Here is a 22,410-nt window from a genome sequence, read left to right as displayed (position 1 = left end):
TATAATAGAAAGAAGCTGTATTCTTTTTCGGAGTGTTGCATTTATATAGCAACCGAGAAAAAGAATACAGCTTCTTTCGGTAAATTACCACATAAGGCACATTCGAAAAAATAATAAGTCTATTTGCCAGCTTATTTTCCATCATGCTGCGTCGGTAAATTGATCTAATAGGCCCGCGATGAGGGCAATTCAAAAAATATCCATGGCAAATTGGACTCGTTATTTATTTTCACGTGCCTAACTCTAAATTCTAAATTTAAATATATTGCATACTAGAAAGTACTGATGCTCTTTTGCGTAGTATTGCATTTAAAATAAGGATGTATGTATTTCTTAAGTAGAAGTTATTCCATTCCTGCTTGTCCTCAGCTTGATGAGGAACATGCAGGAATGGAATAACTTCTACTTTTAGAAATCCACATCCTTATTTTATAGCAATCGAGCAAAAGAGCATCAGTACTTTCGGTAAGTTATTACATAATTCTAAATTGTTTATCCAGACAGGTCTATGACAAATTAGATATTGATTTATTAAGTTGCTTAATTTCAGATGCTTGAGTATCTATGCTTGTAGCTACTTCTTTAACTACAGATTCATGTTCCGAATAAAGGTTAGCAATATTATCTACAGATGAGATAACATTATCTTTAGCTTCAGAAGCAGTAGTTAAGTTTACTATACAAGTAGTGATTTCATCAGTAGCATCTTCAATTGATGTTTTTATATCAGAAAAAGTATTTTTTGCATCTTCTAATGAATTATGTTGAATAGTTAAAGCTGAATTTCCAGAATTCATTGCATTAGATGCTTTTAGAATATCTTGCTTAATTTCCTCTAAGATACTAGTTATGCTCTGTACAGCAAGTTTTGAATTTTCAGCAAGTTTTCTTACTTCTCCTGCAACAACAGAGAAACCCTTACCAGCTTCACCAGCTCTAGCAGCTTCTATAGCAGCATTTAAGGATAAAAGATTTGTTTGACTTGCTATTTGGCTTATAGAGTCAGTTATGCTGTTTACTGATTCTAATTTTGAAACTAATGAATTTACTGTTGAAGTTGAAACTGTAAAGGCACTTTCAAGGTCATTTAAAGATGTATCTAAATGAGTAATTGAATCTAAACCAGTATCAGCTAATTTATCAGTATCTAATACTTTAATGTGAACATTTGTAATATTTATTGCTAAATTTTCCATGTTATTTCTGAAGTCTGATAATATATTCTTAGCAGTATGTATTTCACTACATTGTGATTGAGTAGATTTAGTTAAAGATGAAATAGAAGAACTAATATTTTTAATAGAACTATCTAAATTAGAAGTCTGATTTTTTAAAATATTAACTTCCTTACTGATGTCTTTTTTATTAATAGAATGTTGATCGGCGTTTGTAGAAACTGAAACTGTTGGTGCAATTATTTCTTTGTTACTTTTTTTGAAAATACTCATATATATGTTCCCCCATAATTTAAATTGAATTTATTCATTTTTAATCAAACTTTTGCCGACACGAGCCATTTCTTTGATTCTAAAAGAAGCATTCGTATTAACAATAGTTTTTGAATACCATAATAAGGCTTCTTCATCTTTGCCCAATTTTCTGTTTAATTCACCAAGTAAGTAAGTTAAAGAATCTCTTTTTAATCCATATATAGGAAGAAGTTCTTTAGTATAAGCATCAATAAATCCATCTAAAGATTGCTTCATAAATGATAATTCCTGTGAATTATCATTTAAAAGTCTATACATCCAAGCTATTCTTAATGAGATCATAGCTTTAGTGCTATCTGGACAATCTGTAAGCATAGCGTTTAGTAAAGCTAATTTATAACGTTCAATTGCTAATTGTTCATCAAGTATATCAGGATATTGCCTTGCCTGCCACTTTGGAGTTATATTGCTAAAAACTAACTCTTTTCTATATGACCTAATTTTTTCGAAATCTGATCTCATTGCAGCATAGCCACAGGAATTACAAATGCACACATCATAAAAATAAGGATTTATTTCTTTATATCGTATAAAAAAGTCAGAATCTTTAGACATAATTCTTGGTGACTTAGCTTTTACAGTTTTAGTTGTAAAAGTTGAATTACATACAGGGCAAGTTATATGTTTATCAAACAAATGGTCTAGTATATTTATGTCATGCATTTTTAGTCACCTCAGAAAAAGTTTTATTTAGGAATATTATATCATATGGAATGGTTACATTGTTATTGTATAAAAAAAATTAATAGGTTTATTAATTAATAATTACACATAATTCAAAGTTTTTGATATAATAGAAAAGAATGATGTGATTTAAAGGGTGGTATTGATGGCAATAAATGATTGGAAAAATTTTTTAATGCCTTATGAGCAGGCTGTAGACGAGCTGAAAGTTAAATTAAGGTCGATTAGAAAAGAATATAGAAGAAAAAATGAATATTCACCTATAGAATTTGTAACAGGTAGAGTTAAAGAAGTATCAAGTATGTTGGAAAAAGCTAACAAGTTTGAAATTCCTATAGATAGAGTAAAATACGAATTAGAGGATATCGCCGGAATAAGAATAATGTGTCAATTTGTTGATGATATAGATATTGTTGTAGAGCTTTTAAGAGGACGTAAAGATATGCAAATTCTTTATGAAAAAGATTATGTAAGAAATGTTAAGGAAAGTGGCTATAGAAGCTACCATATGATAATTAAGTATCCTGTAAATATGGCAGAGGGACCAGTTGAGATTTTAGCTGAATTTCAAATAAGAACATTAGCAATGAACTTCTGGGCAACAATTGAACATTCTCTTAATTATAAATATAAAAGACATATTCCAGAGCAGATTAAAGAAAAGCTTAAACGTTCAGCAGATGCCGCTTTTAGATTAGACGAAGAGATGTTGGAGATTAAAGATGAAATTAAGGATGCACAAAAGTTATTTGAAGTTAAGTCTCATTTAATTTCAAATATAATGAATTCATTATTAACTTTGATTTCGCTGGGAAAAGAAGCGGAAGTTGCTAGATATCAAAAAACGTTAAATAAGTTAATAGAAGAAGGGGAAGTCTGGGAATTGAACAGTTTACTTTTTTCTGTTAAAAGAGAAATTGAAAAGTATAAGGAATAATTTAAGGTACATTTTAAAATATACTTAAGGCTATGTTTGGTGGTGAAATCAAGCATAGCCTTATTATAAATTACAAGAAAGGAGAATTATATGGAAAAGGAAAATATACTATTAAAATTAAAAAGTAATCCAGAATATATTAAAGAATTAAGCGAAGCTGATGAAGAATTGAAGTTATTTATAGTTAAAAACAATGGAAATAACATTAAATATATTAAGAATCCAAGTAAGGAAGTTCAAAAGGAGGCTATTAAAAATACTCCTTTATCTATACAATATATTGAAAATGTCAATGAGGAAATTGGTATTTTATGTGTTAGAACTTTGTGGAATTCATTAGAGCTAATAAATAATCCTAGTGAAACAATAATAGAAGAAGCTGTTCAAACTAAAGGATGGGCAATACAATTTGTGAAAAATCCAAGCGAAAAGCTTCAAATTTTAGCTGTAAGTAAAGATTATGATGCTATAAAATATATAACAAATCCATCTGAAATTGTGCAACTTAAGGCAATAGAAAATTACTATGCTGCTATTAGATTTATAAAAAATCCAACATTAAAAGCTAAGATTAAATCGATAAAATCAAATGGAGAAGCCATAAATTATATATCTAATTATGATTTGGATGAATTGAAGTTATTCATTAGTGAAAATATAAATGTAGTTAAGTATATTTATGAAAGTGTTGATGTGGAAACAGTGGTTGAAGTACTTATGGAGAAAGTTAAAGATGAAACCATTGAAAAAAAATATATAGAAGATTTTTTAGAATTAGAGATTTTGGAGATGGACAAAATTAATTTTATTAGAGAATACGGAAGTAAAAATGCTAAGAAAATACTAGTTGATTATAAATTATCAATGTAGAAATAGAGGTGAGAAATATGAATTATTCAGAATGTTTAAGTACTGTAGATTTGATAATTGAATCAAATGATGTTCCATTAATAATAGGTGAAAGCGGAGTTGGTAAGACTTCTTTAGTTAAATATATAGCTAAAAATAATGGATATTATTTAGTCACAATAGATGCTAATCTTTTAAAAGAGGGAGAAATTGGAGGATTACCAGTAGTTGAAAATAGAGTTACTATATATGCAACTCATCATAAGTTAACCGAAATAGATAGAGCTTTAAAGAATGATGAAAATGCAAATGTAATTTTATTTATAGATGAGTTAAATAGATGTGATCACGCAGTAGCACAAGAATTAATGAATCTTATTTTAAATAGAGAGATTAATGGATATGTACTAGACGAGAGAGTTAAAGTAATAGCAGCTATGAATCCATCTAATAAAAATGACGGATTCTACAATAGTCAATATGAAGTTGTAGATATGGATCCAGCTCAGGAAGATAGATTTGTATGGGTTGAGCTCGATTCTGACATAAAAGAATGGATTAAATGGGCTATGAGTGATAATGGAAATATTAATGAACATATTATAGAATTTTTATCAACATTTCCTGAATATTTACATACCCCAAATACAGATGAGACAATAAAGGCTACACCGAGAAGCTGGGAGAGAGTATCGAAAGCTTATAACGTGTATTTAAACAATAAACAAAAGTATCCTATGAATTCATTTTTAAATGTTGTAAGAGGTAATGTAGGAGCTAATATTGCAAATGATTTTGCAAACTTTTTAATCAACTTAAAAAAGCCTTTAATTAAAGTACAGGATATATTCACTAATGAGATTTTGAGTTTTGAATTGAAAGAGAAGATAGAAAAAGAAAATCACTCAAGATTATATATTTTAATAAAAAACGCATTAAAATATTTAGAAGAGATACCAACAGAAAAAAATATAAACTTATTTTCAGAACTTTTAAATTTATATCCTAGAGATTTAAGACTAGGAATAATGAAAGAAATAAAAAGAGATTATAAGGATAAAATATATGAAAATCTTTTAGATAATGATATGTTCTTAGATGCATTTTTTAATATATTTTAGGCGTATGAGAGAAAATAATAGATCAATTGTATGCGTTGAGGAGAGAAAAGAGTATGGATTTTAATGAAAAGAAGGAACAAGTTTTAAAAGAAATATATTTGTTAGATACGCATAATCAATTTAATAATAGCCATAAAAGACAATTTTTTGATTTAGTTGAAGATGTTATATTGTACCTTTTACAAAGTGAAGATGCATTTTTCGGGCAATTTATGCTTAGAATAAAAAGAGGCATACGTTTTGATTTAAAAGTACCGATAGCTACAATTCCTCAAAGAGATGGCTTTAATATGTACTTTAATCCAGTTTTATTTCTAAATTGCACTAAAAAAGAAATGGCAGCGTTGTTTAAACACGAAATATATCATATAATGAGTTCGCATTTTCAAAGAGAAAGAAAAATGAAACAAAGTTTAAATAAAGAAGCTGTAAGTGTTGCATTAGATATTTCAATAAATCAATATATAAAGGATCTACCAGCATATAGTAAAAAGCTTGAAAGTGTAAATATGGAATATAAAATTATACTTAGAGAAAATAGAAGTATAGAAGAATACGCTGAAGAAATATATAAATCAATAAAATCTAGAATTAATAAGAATAAGATAAGTAAAGACAATGACTCAAAATCTGAAATAGATATGACTAGAGCTCATGAATTATGGGAAGAAATAGATATAAGTGAAGAGGATATTGAAAACTTAACTAAAAAAACAGCTTTAAGTTCTTATAATAAAAGTACTCCAGAAGGTTTACAAAAAATAATTAAGGCGTATGAAGAAAAGCCAGAAATTCCATGGCAAGTTGTTCTTAAAAGCATCTTACCAACCATGAAATCAGGATATAAAAAAACAATAACAAGAAGGAATAGAAGGCAGCCAGAAAGATTAGATTTAAGAGGAAGGCTTCCTGAAAATGAAACAGAAGTGATTGTAGCAATAGATATAAGCGCAAGTATGAAAGATGATGATTTACATAAAATATTAGTTGAAATTTTATCAATAACTTCAAACACTACAAACAAAATTACAATAATTGAATGTGATAATGAAATTAGGAATATTTATAAGCTAAGAAGTGAAAGAGATATAAAAAAACGAAGTAAAAATAATGGCTCAACAGAATTTACACCAGTTTTCAAATATATAATTGACAATAACTTGAGAAATGTAGTACTTATATATTTTACTGATGGAGTTGGAGAAAAGGAATTAGGGGTAAAACCAATAAATAAAAAAACGCTATGGGTAATATCAGGAAATGAAGAGTTATCTTTAAATAATTCATATGGAGAAATAAAGAGAATAAATAAAGAAAGAAAACAAATTATTGAAGGAAATGTTGGATTGCAAATGGTTAATGAAGTTATACATGAATGGGCTAGGTAAATAATATAGCAACTGTTGACCTGTTATTTTTTTCATGTTCATAAATAATAAAGTTTAAATAGGCAAAGAGGCTGTTATATGTTAAAATGGATTAGGATAAAATGGACATATTGTTTATAATAGGTGAATTTATGGATTATTTAATAATAATATTAAAGTATTTTGGTGAATAGACTAAATTTATAAATTAAGTTTGAATGTTTTAATAAATTTTAGAAGATATATAAAGAGGAATAACATCAGAGCATGTAAATAATGGATATATTAATGGATATATATTATAAGTAATTAATATGTTTAAATTTAATAAAAACATTATTAATTAAGATTGAAAAACAGAAGAAAATTACTTTTACTATTGGATAAAAATTTAAGAAAAAATAAATGTAGAATGAATAGTAAAATTTATTACATTCATTCTACATTTATTATTTACATATAATTTTAGTGATGGCAGCCACTACAAGAACCGCCACATCCACCTTCAGGTGTAATGACTGGTTTTAAGCTTAGACCATTACCTTCATTTTCTTCAGTAGAAAGTATTATAAATCCACCAAATTGATCGATTAAAGTTTTTTCAACTATGAAAGAAATATCGTTAATTTTTTCGATTTCATCATCGTCAGTAGCTTCAGAAACTGATATGTTAAAAATAGGACCACTGCATGCGAAACCTGCAAAATTTATTCTAATATTGAAATCGGATATATTATTTTCTTCTAAAAAAGCTTTAAATTCATTATAAGCTTCTTCACTTATAGTAATATTTTTCATGAAAACACCTACTTTATACAATCTTTCTGACAATAAGTCATTAAAATAAGTATAGCATACATGATTTGAAATAAAAAGTTAATTTGATATGTAATATAGTAAAAAAAATATTAGTATGTTATAATTTACAAAAAAAGGAAATTGACATAAAGATACTAGAGATTAATTTGGTTATAATAATTTAGTAAATATAAAAAAAGGGGAATTATCTATGAAACCATATAATAAAGAATTTGTGTTCCAAGTGATGAAAAAATATAATGAATTAATAAATGAAGGAACTAGTGGTAATTATAGAATAGTTAAAAATGTCGTAGAAGAAAATTTACAAGGATATATGTATGAAAATAAAGAACAGTATGATATAAGTGTAATTCAGTTATTAAAAGATAATGTCAGTCTAATGAGACTTTCGCCTAAAGAAATAGAAAGTTCTTATGAAACTATTAAATTTGCAAAAGGTAAAGTTGGAATCGTAGGACTAGGAATCGGATATGTAGTCCAAGAGATAGCTAAAAAAAATTCGGTAGAAGAAGTTACAGTATATGAAATTAGTGAAGATGTAATTGAACTGTATAATCAAAATTTTACTAAAAATGAAAAGATAAAAATAATAAAAGGCGATGCGTTTAAAGCAGAAAACCAAAAATTTGATTTCTTTTATGTAGACATTTATGAATATAAATTAACATCTAAAGTAGTTAAAGATTATAAAATATTTAATGAATTACATGAAATTGAGGAATATTCTTTTTGGGGATTAGAACACTTTTTATTAAGCTGTAAATATGAAGATATAGTATGGGTTTATATACCTGAAAATTGGATTTCTATGAGTAAAAAAATATATGAATCACTTGATTCGTCAGGATATATAAAAACGTATAGACCATTAGAAGAGAACAAAGTACGAGAAATATTGATGCAATTCAAAGAAGTTTTAAATGCAGATATGTAAATAATCGTTTTATGGTGATTATGTTTTAGTAAATGATTGAGCTTTGATTAAATAATATTAAACTTCATTAAGGTAAAGAACTAGAATGGAATTTATCCTATTCTAGTTCTTTTAATTTAAGTAATCTTTTAATTTTGTATATCAATTATAAGTAATTATAGTTAGTTTATTAGGATTAATTGAAACATTTAGAACTGTATAGTATTATAAGAATATAATGTCTAAAAATGTTGAAAAAAGAAATAAAATGAGGTGATATTGTCTGAACATAAATTATTATTTTAGTTTAATTTTAATACTATCTTCATTAACATTAATTTATATAGGATATTTTGCATGGAATAGGAGAAAAAAGTATATTTCAATATCATTAATTGCAATATCAATTCATGGTTTTGGATACGCATTTGAAATATTATGTACAAATATTGAGTGGGTAAAGTTTTGGGTTAAAGTAGAATATTTGGGAAGTTCATTTTTTGGTGTATTATGGCTAGTTTTTGCGCTTTGTTTTACTGGAAAAACAGATAAGATTAAAAAAGGAACTTTAGCGTTGCTATATGTTATTTCTATTACTATATTAATAGTCAATTGGACAAATGATTTTCATCATTTGTTTTATAAAGAAATGTACATGAATAATAAGGGGATTTTTCCAATCCTAGAAGTAATACATGGTCCCTGGTATTGGATTCATATTGTATATAATTATTTAGTAACACTTATAGGCCTCATAATTTTCATATTAGACTATATAAATGAAGTATCAGTCATAAGAAAGCAATTGTTATTAATAATAATATCTTGTGTAATTCCATGGATTGCAGATGTTATTTACTCGCTGGGATTGGCACCTTTTGATTTAGATTTATGCCCAATTGCACTTTCTATTTCAGGAATAATGTATAGTTGTGCTGTAGTAAAATTTAAGTTATTAAAGCTTACTCCAATAGCACTTGAGAAGGTATTTTCTAGTATGCTGGAAGGGGTTATTATATTAGATAATGAGAATAATATAGTTAATTTTAATAATTCTTCTAAAGGCATTATTCATGAATTAAATTATATAAATCAAGGTGACAAGCAGTTTGAAGAAGTATTTAAAGAATATGAGGATATAATAAGAGCTGTAAATAGCAATGAATATAAAGAAGGCTTAATAAGTCTTAAAAATAAAAATGAGCTAAAATTCTATAAAATGAGTATTAATTATATATATGAGAAAAATCGTAATATACTTGGAAAAATATTGATTCTTAGTGATATTACTAAAGAAAAAAAGCAACAAGAAAATCTTTTGGAGTTAAATACTTTTAAGGATAACTTATTTAAAGTAGTTTCTCACGATGTTAAATCTCCTCTTGGGGTTTTATTAAGTTTATTAGAACTTTTAGAAGATGAAAATGATATATATAAGGAAGAAAATAGGGAAGTTTTAAGTGAAATTAAAGCCAATGTAAAAAACACTTATGAAATGGTTGAAAATGTACTTCAATGGTTTGGAAGTCAAATGGATGGTATGGTTTATAGGAATCTTACGTGGAAACTTTTTGACATAATGAAAAATTCTCTAATGCTGTTAGAAAAAAATGCTCAATTAAAAGGCATCAAAGTAAATTATGAAATCTCTAGAGATATTTTTGTAAATGTAGACAGAGAAATGTTTGAAATAGTAGTGAGAAATCTTTTTTCAAATGCAGTAAAGTTTACTAACAGCGGTGGGTATATAAAGATATGGGCAGAAGAAGTTTCTGGTGTAGTTACTATAGCGGTCAAGGATAGTGGAATTGGAATAGAAAATGAAAAATTAGATGCTTTGTTTGATAATTCTAATTATTGTAGTACTTTTGGAACAGCAGGGGAAAAGGGAACAGGAATTGGATTAATGATTTGTAAGCAGTTTATAGAAAAAAACAATGGTGATATATGGGCAGAAAGCAGCTATGGCAAAGGTAGTACTTTTTATTTTACAATTTTATCAGGGAAAAATATTTAAAAGCGTTAGGTTGATAAAAAGTTATTTTTGTGATGGTATATCAAATAGAATCAGGGGGTATGTATATAATGAAAGTAATTCTAGTTGATGATGACAAAGCTATGATTCTTATTCTAAAAAGAATTATGAATAAGATTGAGGGGGTTGAAATAGTAAATACATTTAACAGTTCAATTAATGTATTAGAATTTATAAAAGATAATTGCATAGATATGGTGTTTTTAGATATAAGTATGCCTGGAGAAAATGGCATGGAATTAGCAAGGAACATATATCATATGAGTCCGTCAACAGATATTGTATTTATTACATCACATAGAGAATATGCTCTAGATGCTTTTGAAATATATGCATTTGATTATATTATAAAACCGGTTTTAAAAGAAAGAGTGGAGCGGACTATAAAACGGGCTTTTGAAAAAAGGTCATTATTAATTAAAAAAATACCTGAAAAAGAAAAAAATATTTCTGTATACCTTTTGGGTGGGATAGATGTAAGCAGTAAAAGCTTAGGTACTGTAAAATGGATGTCAGCAAAGAGTATGGAACTTTTTATATACCTTCTTTTAAATAGAGGACGTAATATATCAAAGAATGTAATTATTGAAGATGTATTTCAGGGTATGCCATTAAAAAATGCTGAAAATTATTTAAAAACATCTGTCTACCAAATTAGAAAAGCCTTTGAACCACATGTTTCAAATTCAATACTAATATTAAAAAACGGATATTATAAGTTGGAATGTAGTGAGTTCTATGTAGACTGTATGGATTTTGAGAAGAGTGTTGGAAGAATCAAGGAAATAAATGAAGAAAATATTAAAGATGCTTTGGATACAGAAAAGATTTTTATTGGAGAGCTATTAGGTGATAGAATATATTATTGGAGTATATCGGAAAATGAAAAATATTTAAATTTATATTTGAATTTAGCAATAAAATTAGTTAAATATCTTTTGAATAATAGAGATTTAAATAATGCTTCGTATATATTAAAAAAAATAATTAAATTGGATGCTCTTAATGAGGAGGCGAATTGTTTGTTGATGAGATTATTTGAAGCACAAAAGGATAAAAACTCTTTAATTAAACACTTTCAGGATTATGAAAGAATGATTAAAAAAGAATTTGGCGTAAATCCTGGATGTGAAATAATAAACTTCTATGAAAAACTTCTAAAAAGTTTTAGTGAGCATAGATAAACAACTTATAACTTAAACTTATGTGGTGAATAACCAAAATCAGATATATATTTGTTCCATCGGACTTATGAAATTTTCGCTGGAAAATTCTAAATGGGAGCTTGTGACCATTTGTGCATGTTCCAAATACTTATTTTGACAAGCAGTAAATGGAACAAACTCCCATTAAGAATCTTCAACAGCTCAATTTCAAATGGTTATTTCACAAATATATATATGATTTTTAGTGGATATATTAACCACAAATAAGTATAGTTCTTAAATTGTTTATCTATAAGAGAGAAAGAACAATTACTTAAATTCAGTGACTTAAATTATGACAAAAAATATGTAAGTATTAAAATTATTTTAGTGCTTGCATATTTTTTTATACTTTCTGTATATTGTGTATGTAGATATTCTTTTACTTTTCTTTTACCTGAATATTGTAGAATATTATTGTAAATATGAAAAATGTAATATTAAATAAAAATTTGTAGATATATGCAAAAACATAATGAAATTCAAATATTTATTCAATTAGTTGTTTTTATATAGTGATTTTTTAGTTATTGAAAAATTTATATTAAGATAAAATTGCAAATATATACGATATAAGAAACGAGGAGCATATAAATGAAAAGCAAAAAATTAAAACAATTAATAGCTACAGTAATGATAGCCACAACTGTAGCAGCAACTGTGCCTACTATAAATCCAATTGCAGTTTTTGCAAGTAGTGATGTAGCATATACAGAAGATCAAGCTACGGCAGCTGGATTTACATTTTCAACAGGTGTTGATGGCTCATATAAAATAACTGGATATACAGGGACAAGCAAGAATGTTATAATTCCATCTCAAATTGATGGGATAAGTGTAACAAGTATAGGTGATGATGCCTTTCGGAATTGGAGTAGCTTAACGTCAATAACAATACCAAGTAGTGTAACAAGTATAGGAAACAGTGCATTTAGTAGGTGTAGTGGCTTAACGTCAATAACAATACCAAGTAGTGTAACAAGTATAGGAAACAGTGCATTTTATGGTTGTAGTGGCTTAACGTCAATAACAATACCAAGTAGTGTAACAAGTATAGGAATCGGTACATTTTCTGGTTGTAGTGGCTTAACGTCAATAACAATACCAAGTAGTGTAACAAGTATAGGAAACGGTGCATTTTCTGGTTGTAGTGGCTTAACGTCAATAACAATACCAAGTAGTGTAACAAGTATAGCAATGGATACATTTGATTTTTGTAGTGGCTTAACGTCAATAACAATACCAAGTAGTGTAACAAGTATAGGAATCGCTGCATTTTATGGTTGTAGTGGCTTAACGTCAATAACAATACCAAGTAGTGTAACAAGTATAGAAAACGGTGCATTTTATGGTTGTAGTGGCTTAACGTCAATAACAATACCAAGTAGTGTAACAAGCATAGGAAACGCTGCATTTTATGGTTGTAACAGCCTAAAATCAATAACAATCCCAGATAGTGTAACAAGTATAGGTAATGTTGCATTTGGCAATATTAGTAATAATGCAATATTCTATGTACCTGACTTAACTATAGCAGAAGAAGTTAAATCATATAAGACGGGTAATATACAAATCATTTTACCAGTTGCTTTAACATTAGGTCAAAAAACAGCAACAACAGCAACAGTATCGTTTCCAGCACAAACAGGAGCGACTTCAGTAAAGCTGCAACAATCAGCAGATGTAGGAACTACTTGGAGTGATGCTGCAACAGGAACATTAGATGCTACATCAACAAGTGCAACTGTAACAGGATTAACAGCAAGTACTTCTTACAAATTTAGATTAGTAATGAATGATGCTTTTTATGGAAGTTCCCTTGATGTAACAACAGATGCAGGACAAGCACCAGGAATAAACAGTGTTTCAGTAACTCCAGCAACTTCAAGTGTAGAGCAAGGTCATACTGAACAATTGACAGCAACAGTAGATGCAACAGGAGGAGCAGATCAAAGTGTAACTTGGTCAAGCAGTGATACAAATAATAAAGTAACAGTAGATGCAAATGGTTTAGTATCAGTAGCAGCAGATGCACAGCCAGGAGACTATACAATAACAGCTACATCAACAGTAGATGGAACTAAGAAAGGAACAGCAACATTAACAGTACATGGATTTAAATTTGCATTAAATGGAAATGAGTGTCAAATAACTGGGTATACAGGGACAAGTACAGACATTACAATACCATCTCAAATTGGTGGGAAGAGTGTAACAAGTATAGGTAATTATGCATTTAATGATTGTATTAACTTAATATCAATAACAATCCCAAACAGTATAACAAGTATAGGTGATAGTGCATTTTTGGGTTGTGTTGGTTTAACGTCAATAACAATCCCAAACAGTGTAACAAGTATAGGGGCTTCTGCATTTACTTACTGTATGGGATTAACGTCAATAACAATTCCAGACAGTATAACAAGTATAGGGACTTCTGCATTTAGTTATATTAATAATGATGCAATATTCTATGTACCTGATTTGGCTAGAGCAGGATATGTTCAGTCATATAAGACAAATAGTAATAATATACAAATTATTTTGCCATCAGTTCCTTTAACGTTAGGTCAAAAAACAGCAACAACAGCAACAGTATCGTTTCCAGCACAAACAGGAGCGACTTCAGTAAAGCTGCAACAATCGGCAGATGGAGGAACTACTTGGAGTGATGCAGCAACAGGAGCGTTAGATGCTTCATCAACAAGTGCAACTGTAACAGGATTAACAGTAAGTACTTCTTACAAATTTAGATTAGTAATGAATGATGCTTTTTACGGAAGTTCCCTTGATGTAACAACGGATACAGCGGCAACGACAGCATACACAGTAGCAGCGGCGGCAGCAAGTTCATCACCAACAGCAGGAGTAGATAACGTAGTTACATTAACTGTGAAGGATTCAACTGGCAGCACAGATACAACCTTCACTGGCACAAAACCAGTTACAGTATCAGGATATACAGCAGCGCCAAATGGCAGTTATGGAAGTCTAAATTATAATCAAATTACTCAAGCATCAACAACAAGAAATTTGAATTTCTTAAATGGTGTTGCAACATTAAATTTAAGATTAACTAATGCTGCAGAACAAAATATAGTATTTAGTGTAGAGGGGGTAAATACTCCAGATGCAGAGGCTATTTCAATAACACCTGTGCCAGCAGAAGCAGAAAAAGAAACATTAACGCAGGATATAACAGCACCGTCATCAAACGGTGGAAGATTTGCACAACAGCCAATAGTAACTATCACGGATTTTTATGGAAACATATGTACCAATGATAGCACAACCCAAGTTTATGTGAGTAAATTTGGTGAAGGAGATTGGACTCTAACAGGAACTACAAGAGCAACAGTAAATAATGGTATTGCAAGGTTTGATGATCTTGGAGCAACAAACGAAGCAGCAGTAACAGGCGCAAAATTAGAATTTGGTTTAAGTGATGTTGGGATAAGTAGTGGATCAGTGAATCTTCCAGCACCGGCAGCAACACCAGTAGTAAACAGTGTTACAGTAACTCCAGCAACTGCAAGTGTAGTACAAGGTTATACAAAGCAATTGGCAGCAACAGTAGATGCAACAGGCGGAGCAGCCCAAACTGTAACTTGGTCAAGCAGTGATACAAATGGAAAAGTAGCAGTAGATCCAACTACTGGATTAGTAACAGTAGCAGCAGATGCAGAGCCAGGAGACTATACAATAACAGCTACATCAACAGTAGATGGAACTAAAACAGGAGCAGCAACAATAACAGTAACAGCAGCACCAGCAGCTCCAGTAGCACCAAGTATAACTACACAGCCAAGTGATAAGACAGTAACAACTGGAAATAACACAAGTTTTACAGTTGAAGCAAGCGGAAGCAGTTTAACATATCAATGGAAAGTTGATAAGGGAGATGGAAATGGATTTGTTGATGTAGTAAATGATTCAATTTATAGTGGAGCAACAACAGATATATTAAATTTAACTAATGCAACAGTAGAAATGAATAATTATAAATATGAAGTAGTGGCAAGTGGAATAACAGGAAGTCCTGTAACTTCAAATGTGGCTAAATTAACAGTAAATCCAGCTGAACCTAATGAAGTAAGTGTTACAGAAGTAAGTCCAATAGATTCTATAACTGTAGATAATGGAACAACAAGAGATGATTTAGATTTACCAGATACAGTTGATGTAACTTTAAGTGATTCAACAACAACAAGTGCACAAGTAAGATGGGGAGATGCAACTCCTGAATATGATGGAGGTACAGCAGGAACATATGTATTTACAGGAAGATTAAGATTACCAGATGGAATAACAAATCCGACTAATTTAAAAGCAAGTGTAGCTGTTAATGTTAGAACAGCTGAAAATGGAACAACGCCAGCAGCAGTAACAGTGGAAAGTGTAGAATCATTAGATAATATAACTGTAGACAATGGAACAGAAAGAAGTGACATAGATTTACCAGATACAGTTGATGTAACTTTAAGTGATTCAACAACAACAAGTGCACAGGTAAGATGGGAAGATGCAACTCCTGAATATAATGGAGATAGAGCAGGAACATATATATTTACAGGAAGATTAAGATTACCAGATGGAATAACAAATCCGACTAATTTAAAAGCAAGTGTAGCTGTTAATGTTAGAACAGCTGAAAATGGAACAACGCCAGCAGCAGTAACAGTGGAAAGTGTAGAATCATTAGATAATATAACTGTAGACAATGGAACAGAAAGAAGTGACATAAATTTACCAGAAACAGTAACTATAGACTTAAGTAATAATACAACAACAAGTGCAGCAGTAAGCTGGGATTATGATGGTGCAAACTATGATGGAGACAGAGCAGGAACATATAGATTTGTAGGAGAATTTGAATTACCAGATGGAGTGACAAATCCAAATAACTTACAAGCAAGTGCTAATGTAATTGTTGGTGCAGCAAATACTAATACTATAGGAGTACCATCAGGAGTAAGAATTGAAGGAACACCAAAAGTTGGAGATATATTAACCTCACAGCTTATAGGTGAAGATGGAAATGCATTTACAACAAGTGCAACTGTAACATATAAATGGTATAGATTAGATAATTCAAATTCAGAATTTAGTCATGAAATAGGAACAGGAAAAACTTATAAATTGACAAGTGGAGATGTAAACAAATATATAGGTGTACGTGCTGAATATGAGGATGTTTCCTTTAATAATAAAGTTGGAAAGATTTTAAGAAATACATCAGACAATAATTCACATTCATCAAGTCACAAGCATTCAAATAGCTCGGCAACTAGTAACACGAGTTCAACAAAGCAAATTGCAGTAAATGTTACAGATGGAACAAGTCATAATACAATTTCACAAACTGTAATTGAACAAACTGCAGCAAGTAATGGAACTAAGACTGACAAAGTAACTTATACAGCTGATAAGGCAAGAGAAACAATATCAGCATTAGCAAGCCAAGGAAAGGACACAGCAAGAATAGTTGCAGCAGATTCAGATTCAGCAGTATTAGAGACACAAGTTAATATTCCGAATGATACATTATCTGCACTTTCAAGTGGAAATGTAAATCTAGAAATAGAAACAAATGGTGCTATAGTTTCTATTCCAAAAGAAGGGGTGCAAGACGTAGCTGCAAGCGGACAATTAAATGGAGATTTATATTTTAGAGTTGTTCCAATAAAAGATGAAGTAAAGCAGGCAGGAATTAAGACAACAGCAGATAAGGAAGCTGCAGTGAAAGCAGTAGCAGGAAATGACGGAGTACAAGTTTTAGGAACACCAATGACAATAGAAACAAATATTGGTCAAAGACCTGTAGATATTACATTGCCATTAACAGGAATTAATCTCCCAACTGATCCAGCACAAAGACAAGCATTTTTAAATGATCTTGGAATATTCATTGAGCATAGTGATGGAGAAAAGGTACTTGAAAAAGGAGCAGTTGTAGATTATGGAAATGGAGTTTATGGACTTAAATTCAGAACACCTAAATTCAGTGATTTTACAATTGTAAAATTGAATGAAAATACTAAAGTCAAAGCTGGATGGAAATTTGATAATGGCAGCTGGTATTTCATAAAGAATGATGGAACTATGGAAAAAGGCTGGCATAAATCAGAAAATGGAGAATGGACATACGACGGACAAGATACAGTAGGACAATGGTTCCATTTAGATGCCAATGGAAAGCTAACAACAGGTTGGCTTAAAGATACAGATGGAAACTGGTATTACTTATGTGATGGCAGTGACTATGGTGCCTTAGGAGTTATGAAGACAGGCTGGCAAATAATAGATAGCAAGTGGTATTACTTCAATTCTAATGGAACTATGGCAAGTGACACAGTAATTGATGGGTATGCTTTAGGAAATGATGGAGCATTAATTTAGATGAATAAATTAAGATTTATATATAGAAATTACCCTTATTAAGATTAATGTGATATTAGTTAATGTAAAAAAGAGGATTCAAATTTATGAATCCTCTTTTTGGCTATACAGAGATTATAAAGTTTTGCCAATAAAAGCATGCTTTTATTATATTTATATATTGGTGCTTATTGGTATTTAGATTATAAAGGAAGCACCAGAATTTAAATTGATAGCAGTGATTTGTCCGTTTAATTTTTCAATAATATTTTTACTAATGGATAATCCAAGTCCATAATTTTCTTTTGTTCCTTTATAGAATCTTTCGAATATATTAGAAAGTTCATTGTTTTCAAAACCAGGACCATCATATTAAAACTCTACTGTCTTTTTAAATTTATAGAACTAATTTATAATAAATTGTAAATTTTACTTAACAACTATATTAACAAGTCTTCCTTTAATAACAATCACTTTAATTATATTTTTGCCTTCAGTATTTTCTTGAACAGTTTTATTTTCTAAAGAAGCTTTCTTTATACCATCTTCATCTAAATTTGAAGGAATATTGATTTTAGCTTTTATTTTACCATTGATTTGGATAGCAATTTCAACTTCATCTTTAACTAGAGCAGAAGGATCGAATTCTGGTAATCTTTCATTAAAGATTGTTGAAGTATTTCCAAGTAAACTCCATTGTTCTTCAGCAAAGTGAGGTGCAAATGGTGCAAGTAATTTTAAGAAATCAGTTATAGTCTCTTTTAAGAAACTTACATTTTTAATATCTTCTTGAAGATATTTATTTAGTGCATTAACGAATTCCATAAGTCTTGCGATTGCAGTATTAAATTGCATTTTGTTTCCATCTTCAGTGACACCTTTTATAGCTGTATGTTTCCAGAAGTTTAACTCTTTTTCAGCCGAGTCAATAGAATCTTTAGTATTCTCATTAGATGAGAATAAGTTTATGCAAGTTTCTAAAGTTCTTTCAATTCTATCTACAAATTTTCCGACAGATTTTATACCATCATCATTCCAAGCTCCACCTTCAGTATAGCCGAATCCAAACATTAAGTACATTCTAAATACATCAGCACCATATTCTTTGATGTAATCGTCTGGAGAAATTGTATTTCCTTTTGATTTACTCATTTTAAGTCCATCTGGTCCTAAGATTAATCCTTGATGAGTTAAGCTTAAGAACGGTTCACCAAAGTTTAAGTATCCCATATCTCTTAAAGCTTTTGTTATAAATCTTGCATATAATAAATGCATACAAGCATGCTCAGGTCCACCAACATATTTATCTACAGGAAGTATCTTGTTGATTTTCTCAGGATCAAATGGTGCATCTTCGTTTTTATTATCTGCATATCTTAAGTAATACCAAGATGAACATACAAATGTATCTAAAGTGTCAGCTTCTCTTTTTGCATGACCTCCACAAATAGGACAAGTTGTATTTATGAATTCTTCAGATTTACTTAATGGTGATTTACCATCTGGAGTGAATTCAACATCGTATGGAAGTTTAACTGGAAGATCCTTTTCTGGGACTGGAACTATTCCACAATCATCACAATATATAACTGGAATTGGAGCACCCCAATATCTTTGTCTTGAAACTAACCAGTCTCTTAATCTGAAGTTTACCTTCATTGAACCTAATTTATCTTTTTCTAATTCTTCAACAATTTTCTTTTTAGCTTCGTCTGTTGTTAATCCATCAAATTTTCCTGAATTAACAAGTACTCCGTATTCACAATAAGGAAGTTCTGGATCACTATTATCTTTATCAGTTATAACTCTTTCAATTGGTAAATTGAATTTAGTTGCAAAGGCAAAGTCTCTTTCATCATGAGCTGGAACTGCCATAACGCAACCAGTACCATATGTAGATAATACATAATCAGAAATCCAAATAGGAACTTCCTTACCATTAATAGGATTTATAGCGTAAGAACCAGTGAAGATTCCTGTTTTTTCTTTTGAAACAGATTGTCTTTCAATTTCAGATTGCTTAGAAGCAGCTTCTTTATATTCTTCAACTGCATCTTTGTATTCTGGTAATGTTAACTCATCAACTAATTTATTTTCAGGAGCTAAAACTACATATGTAACACCGTTTAGTGTATCAACTCTTGTAGTAAATACATTAAAATCTAACTTTGAATCTTTAACTTTAAAAGTAACTTCAGCACCATATGATCTACCAATCCAATGCTTTTGCATAGATTTAGTCTTTTCAGGCCAATCTAATCCATCTAATTTATCAAGTAATTCATCAGCATAATCAGTTATTTTAAAGAACCATTGAGTTAAGTCCTTTTTTACAACTTCAGTACTGCATCTTTCACATACTCCGTCAACAACTTGTTCATTAGCTAAAACAGTGTTACAAGATGGACACCAATTTACAGGAGCTTTTTTTCTATAAGCTAAACCTTTTTCATAAAGTTTTAAAAATAACCATTGAGTCCATTTGTAGTAATCAGGAAGGCAAGTAACAACTTCATTTTCCCAGTTGAACATAGCACCCATTGATTTTAATTGTTTTTCCATTGTTTCAATATTCTTTAAAGTAGAGTCTTGTGGATGTATACCTGTTTTAATAGCATAGTTTTCAGCAGGTAATCCAAAAGCATCAAAACCCATAGGTTGGAAAACATTATATCCTTGCATTCTCTTAAGTCTCGCCCATGAGTCTGTTGGACCATAGTTAAACCAGTGACCAGCATGTAATTGAGCACCTGAAGGATAAGAGAACATTTCAAGAGTATAAAGTTTCTTATCTAAGTTTTCAGGATTAAACTTATAAGTTTCATTTTCTCCCCATATCTTTTGCCATTTTTTATCGATTTTAGTTCCGTAATTTGCCATTATATAGCCTCCTATAATATTAATTTAGGATGAATGATTAAGAATGAATAATTAAGGATAAAATTCAGTAGAATTGGATTTTTAAAAAATATATTAAAAATTTCTATGAAATTTCTTTCCTTAATCCTTCATTATTAATAGTTAACCATTAATCAGTGATTATTTATTGTTAATCATTCATCCAAATAAAAAAGCCCTCGTCTCTTAAATCAAGAGACGAAAGCATAATTTCCGTGGTACCACTCTAATTAGAAGAAAAAATTAAATTGATTCTTCTCACTCAAAATTTTAACGGGTTTCACCGTACTTGTTTTTAGCAAGTAAGCTCCTAGGCAAGTTCATAATTATATAACACTGTTTTTCACCAACCAACAGTTCTCTTTAAGTTATAAGAATTATTACTACTCCTACTCATCGCAATATATACAAATTTAAGCATATTATATATTAAATAATATAAAAAAGTCAAGAAGCTAATTTACAATAATTAGAATAAATTAGAGATAAACAATTTGAGACTTAGACTTGTGATACAACTTAACTAAAGTAAGGAGAATATTTTGCTTGATTGCTATAGAATATTGCTAAGGATTTTTATCAATAAAAGTTGTTTCATTTTTTCATGTTACTATTTTGATTGTATGTTTTTTTGAATGAGTCTTAACTAATAGTACAGATTAGATATACATCGATGATAATGATTATAAAATAGAATCTTTTAGAATAGAGTAGAATGAGGTCTTATATAATATTAAAAGAATTAAAAATATCTTGTACAAAAATTACTTGTATGCAAAATACTTGTTGACAAGATACACGAATATAAATATAATTTAATTACAGGAAGAAAATTACAAAATAACAATTGACTGGATGAATTATTATTATAAAAATTAAATAAAATTCAAGGAGGAAATTTAAATGGAAAATGTAATTTTTAAACATGAGAATGGTATAGCAGAGATAACAATCAATAGACCAAAGTCACTTAACGCATTAAATACTCAAACATTGAAAGAATTAGGGCAAGTAATAAATGAGATATCAGAAAGAAAGGATATCTATACTGTAATAATAACTGGGGCAGGGGAGAAATCTTTTGTAGCAGGTGCAGATATAACTGAAATGAAAGATAAGACTGCAATAGAAGGAAGAGAAATGGCAAAATTAGCTCAGAAAGTATTTTCTAATATTGAAAATATGCCACAAATTGTTATAGCGGCAGTAAACGGTTACGCATTAGGCGGAGGCTGTGAATTATCAATGGCTTGTGACATAAGATTAGCGTCTACAAAAGCTAAATTCGGACAACCTGAAGTCGGATTAGGAATAATTCCAGGATTTGCAGGAACTCAAAGACTTCCAAGATTAGTTGGAAAGGGAAGAGCTAAAGAACTTATTTTTACTACAGATATGATAGATGCAAATGAAGCGTATAGAATTGGTCTTGTTAATAAAATATATGAACCAAATGAATTAATAGATAAGGCAAAAGAAATGGCTAATAAGATAATGAGTAAGGGAACTTATGCGGTTAGTTTAGCAAAATCATCTATAAACAATGGATTAAATATGGATACAGAATCCGCTTATGCTTTTGAAGCAGATTTATTTGGATTATGTTTCTCAACAGAGGATCAAACTGAAGGAATGAGTGCGTTTGTAGGAAAGAGAAAAGCTTCTTTTAAGGGATGTTAAAAATTAAGGCACATGAAAGAAAATAAGCTTG

13 protein-coding genes, 1 pseudogene and 1 other annotated feature are annotated in these 22,410 nt (G+C 29.7%); of the genes and pseudogenes, 9 read left to right on the top strand and 5 right to left on the bottom strand.

Annotation, left to right across the window (positions count from 1 at the left end; all coding sequences use genetic code 11):
* Positions 1–506: 506 nt before the first annotated feature.
* Positions 507–1,448 (bottom strand): methyl-accepting chemotaxis protein, encoded by a 942-nt coding sequence (locus CLSA_RS19745; RefSeq protein ID WP_022749790.1) that lies wholly within the window; start codon positions 1,446–1,448, stop codon positions 507–509.
* 30 nt (positions 1,449–1,478) lie between these two features.
* Positions 1,479–2,153: a DUF2225 domain-containing protein gene (locus CLSA_RS19740; RefSeq protein WP_022749786.1), complete on the bottom strand. Its 675-nt coding sequence runs from the start codon at positions 2,151–2,153 to the stop codon at positions 1,479–1,481.
* Positions 2,154–2,319: 166 nt separating this feature from the next.
* On the opposite strand from CLSA_RS19740, the gene yjbM reads away from it, so the two are divergent.
* The 4 genes from yjbM (at position 2,320) to CLSA_RS19720 (ending at position 6,469) form a co-directional block, all read left to right on the top strand.
* On the top strand, positions 2,320–3,111 hold the full coding sequence (yjbM, locus tag CLSA_RS19735; protein ID WP_022749782.1) for a GTP diphosphokinase: 792 nt from the start codon (positions 2,320–2,322) through the stop codon (positions 3,109–3,111).
* A 90-nt stretch (positions 3,112–3,201) separates the two neighbouring features.
* Positions 3,202–3,981, top strand: a complete 780-nt coding sequence (locus CLSA_RS19730) for a hypothetical protein (RefSeq protein WP_022749777.1) — start codon at positions 3,202–3,204, stop codon at positions 3,979–3,981.
* 17 nt (positions 3,982–3,998) lie between these two features.
* On the top strand, positions 3,999–5,081 hold the full coding sequence (locus CLSA_RS19725; protein ID WP_022749773.1) for an AAA family ATPase: 1,083 nt from the start codon (positions 3,999–4,001) through the stop codon (positions 5,079–5,081).
* Between the two features lie 53 nt (positions 5,082–5,134).
* Positions 5,135–6,469: a vWA domain-containing protein gene (locus CLSA_RS19720; RefSeq protein ID WP_022749769.1), complete on the top strand. Its 1,335-nt coding sequence runs from the start codon at positions 5,135–5,137 to the stop codon at positions 6,467–6,469.
* 444 nt (positions 6,470–6,913) lie between these two features.
* Here the strand turns inward: CLSA_RS19720 and CLSA_RS19715 are convergent, their stop codons facing one another.
* Positions 6,914–7,246, bottom strand: a complete 333-nt coding sequence (locus CLSA_RS19715) for a HesB-like protein (protein WP_022749765.1) — start codon at positions 7,244–7,246, stop codon at positions 6,914–6,916.
* A 211-nt stretch (positions 7,247–7,457) separates the two neighbouring features.
* Here CLSA_RS19715 and CLSA_RS19710 point away from each other — a divergent pair, with 211 nt between their 5' ends.
* From CLSA_RS19710 to CLSA_RS24155, 4 genes are all read left to right on the top strand, one after another.
* Positions 7,458–8,204: an rRNA adenine N-6-methyltransferase family protein gene (locus CLSA_RS19710; RefSeq protein ID WP_022749764.1), complete on the top strand. Its 747-nt coding sequence runs from the start codon at positions 7,458–7,460 to the stop codon at positions 8,202–8,204.
* A gap of 262 nt (positions 8,205–8,466) precedes the next feature.
* Positions 8,467–10,200 carry a sensor histidine kinase gene (locus CLSA_RS24160; protein WP_241392874.1) on the top strand — a complete coding sequence of 578 codons (1,734 nt, stop codon included), beginning with the start codon at positions 8,467–8,469 and terminating at the stop codon, positions 10,198–10,200.
* A gap of 68 nt (positions 10,201–10,268) precedes the next feature.
* The gene (locus CLSA_RS19700; protein ID WP_022749755.1) at positions 10,269–11,402 is read left to right on the top strand and encodes a response regulator; all 1,134 of its coding nucleotides are present in this window, start codon (positions 10,269–10,271) and stop codon (positions 11,400–11,402) included.
* A 615-nt stretch (positions 11,403–12,017) separates the two neighbouring features.
* On the top strand, positions 12,018–17,822 hold the full coding sequence (locus CLSA_RS24155) for a leucine-rich repeat protein (RefSeq protein WP_022749751.1): 5,805 nt from the start codon (positions 12,018–12,020) through the stop codon (positions 17,820–17,822).
* Between the two features lie 177 nt (positions 17,823–17,999).
* Here CLSA_RS24155 and CLSA_RS22995 read toward each other — a convergent pair.
* Together CLSA_RS22995 and leuS are read right to left on the bottom strand one after the other, a co-directional pair.
* A pseudogene (locus tag CLSA_RS22995) lies at positions 18,000–18,158 on the bottom strand (ATP-binding protein); the annotation flags it as partial.
* Positions 18,159–18,230: 72 nt separating this feature from the next.
* The gene (leuS, locus tag CLSA_RS19680; protein WP_022749747.1) at positions 18,231–20,681 is read right to left on the bottom strand and encodes a leucine--tRNA ligase; all 2,451 of its coding nucleotides are present in this window, start codon (positions 20,679–20,681) and stop codon (positions 18,231–18,233) included.
* Positions 20,682–20,890: 209 nt separating this feature from the next.
* Positions 20,891–21,105, bottom strand: a binding site (T-box leader).
* A gap of 497 nt (positions 21,106–21,602) precedes the next feature.
* Between leuS and CLSA_RS19675 the strand changes: the two genes are divergently transcribed.
* Positions 21,603–22,379, top strand: a complete 777-nt coding sequence (locus tag CLSA_RS19675) for a short-chain-enoyl-CoA hydratase (protein WP_022749743.1) — start codon at positions 21,603–21,605, stop codon at positions 22,377–22,379.
* Positions 22,380–22,410: the final 31 nt, after the last annotated feature.

The organism is Clostridium saccharobutylicum DSM 13864 (assembly GCF_000473995.1).
Lineage (GTDB): Bacteria > Bacillota > Clostridia > Clostridiales > Clostridiaceae > Clostridium > Clostridium saccharobutylicum.
This window is presented reverse-complemented; position numbering and strand designations above follow the sequence as displayed.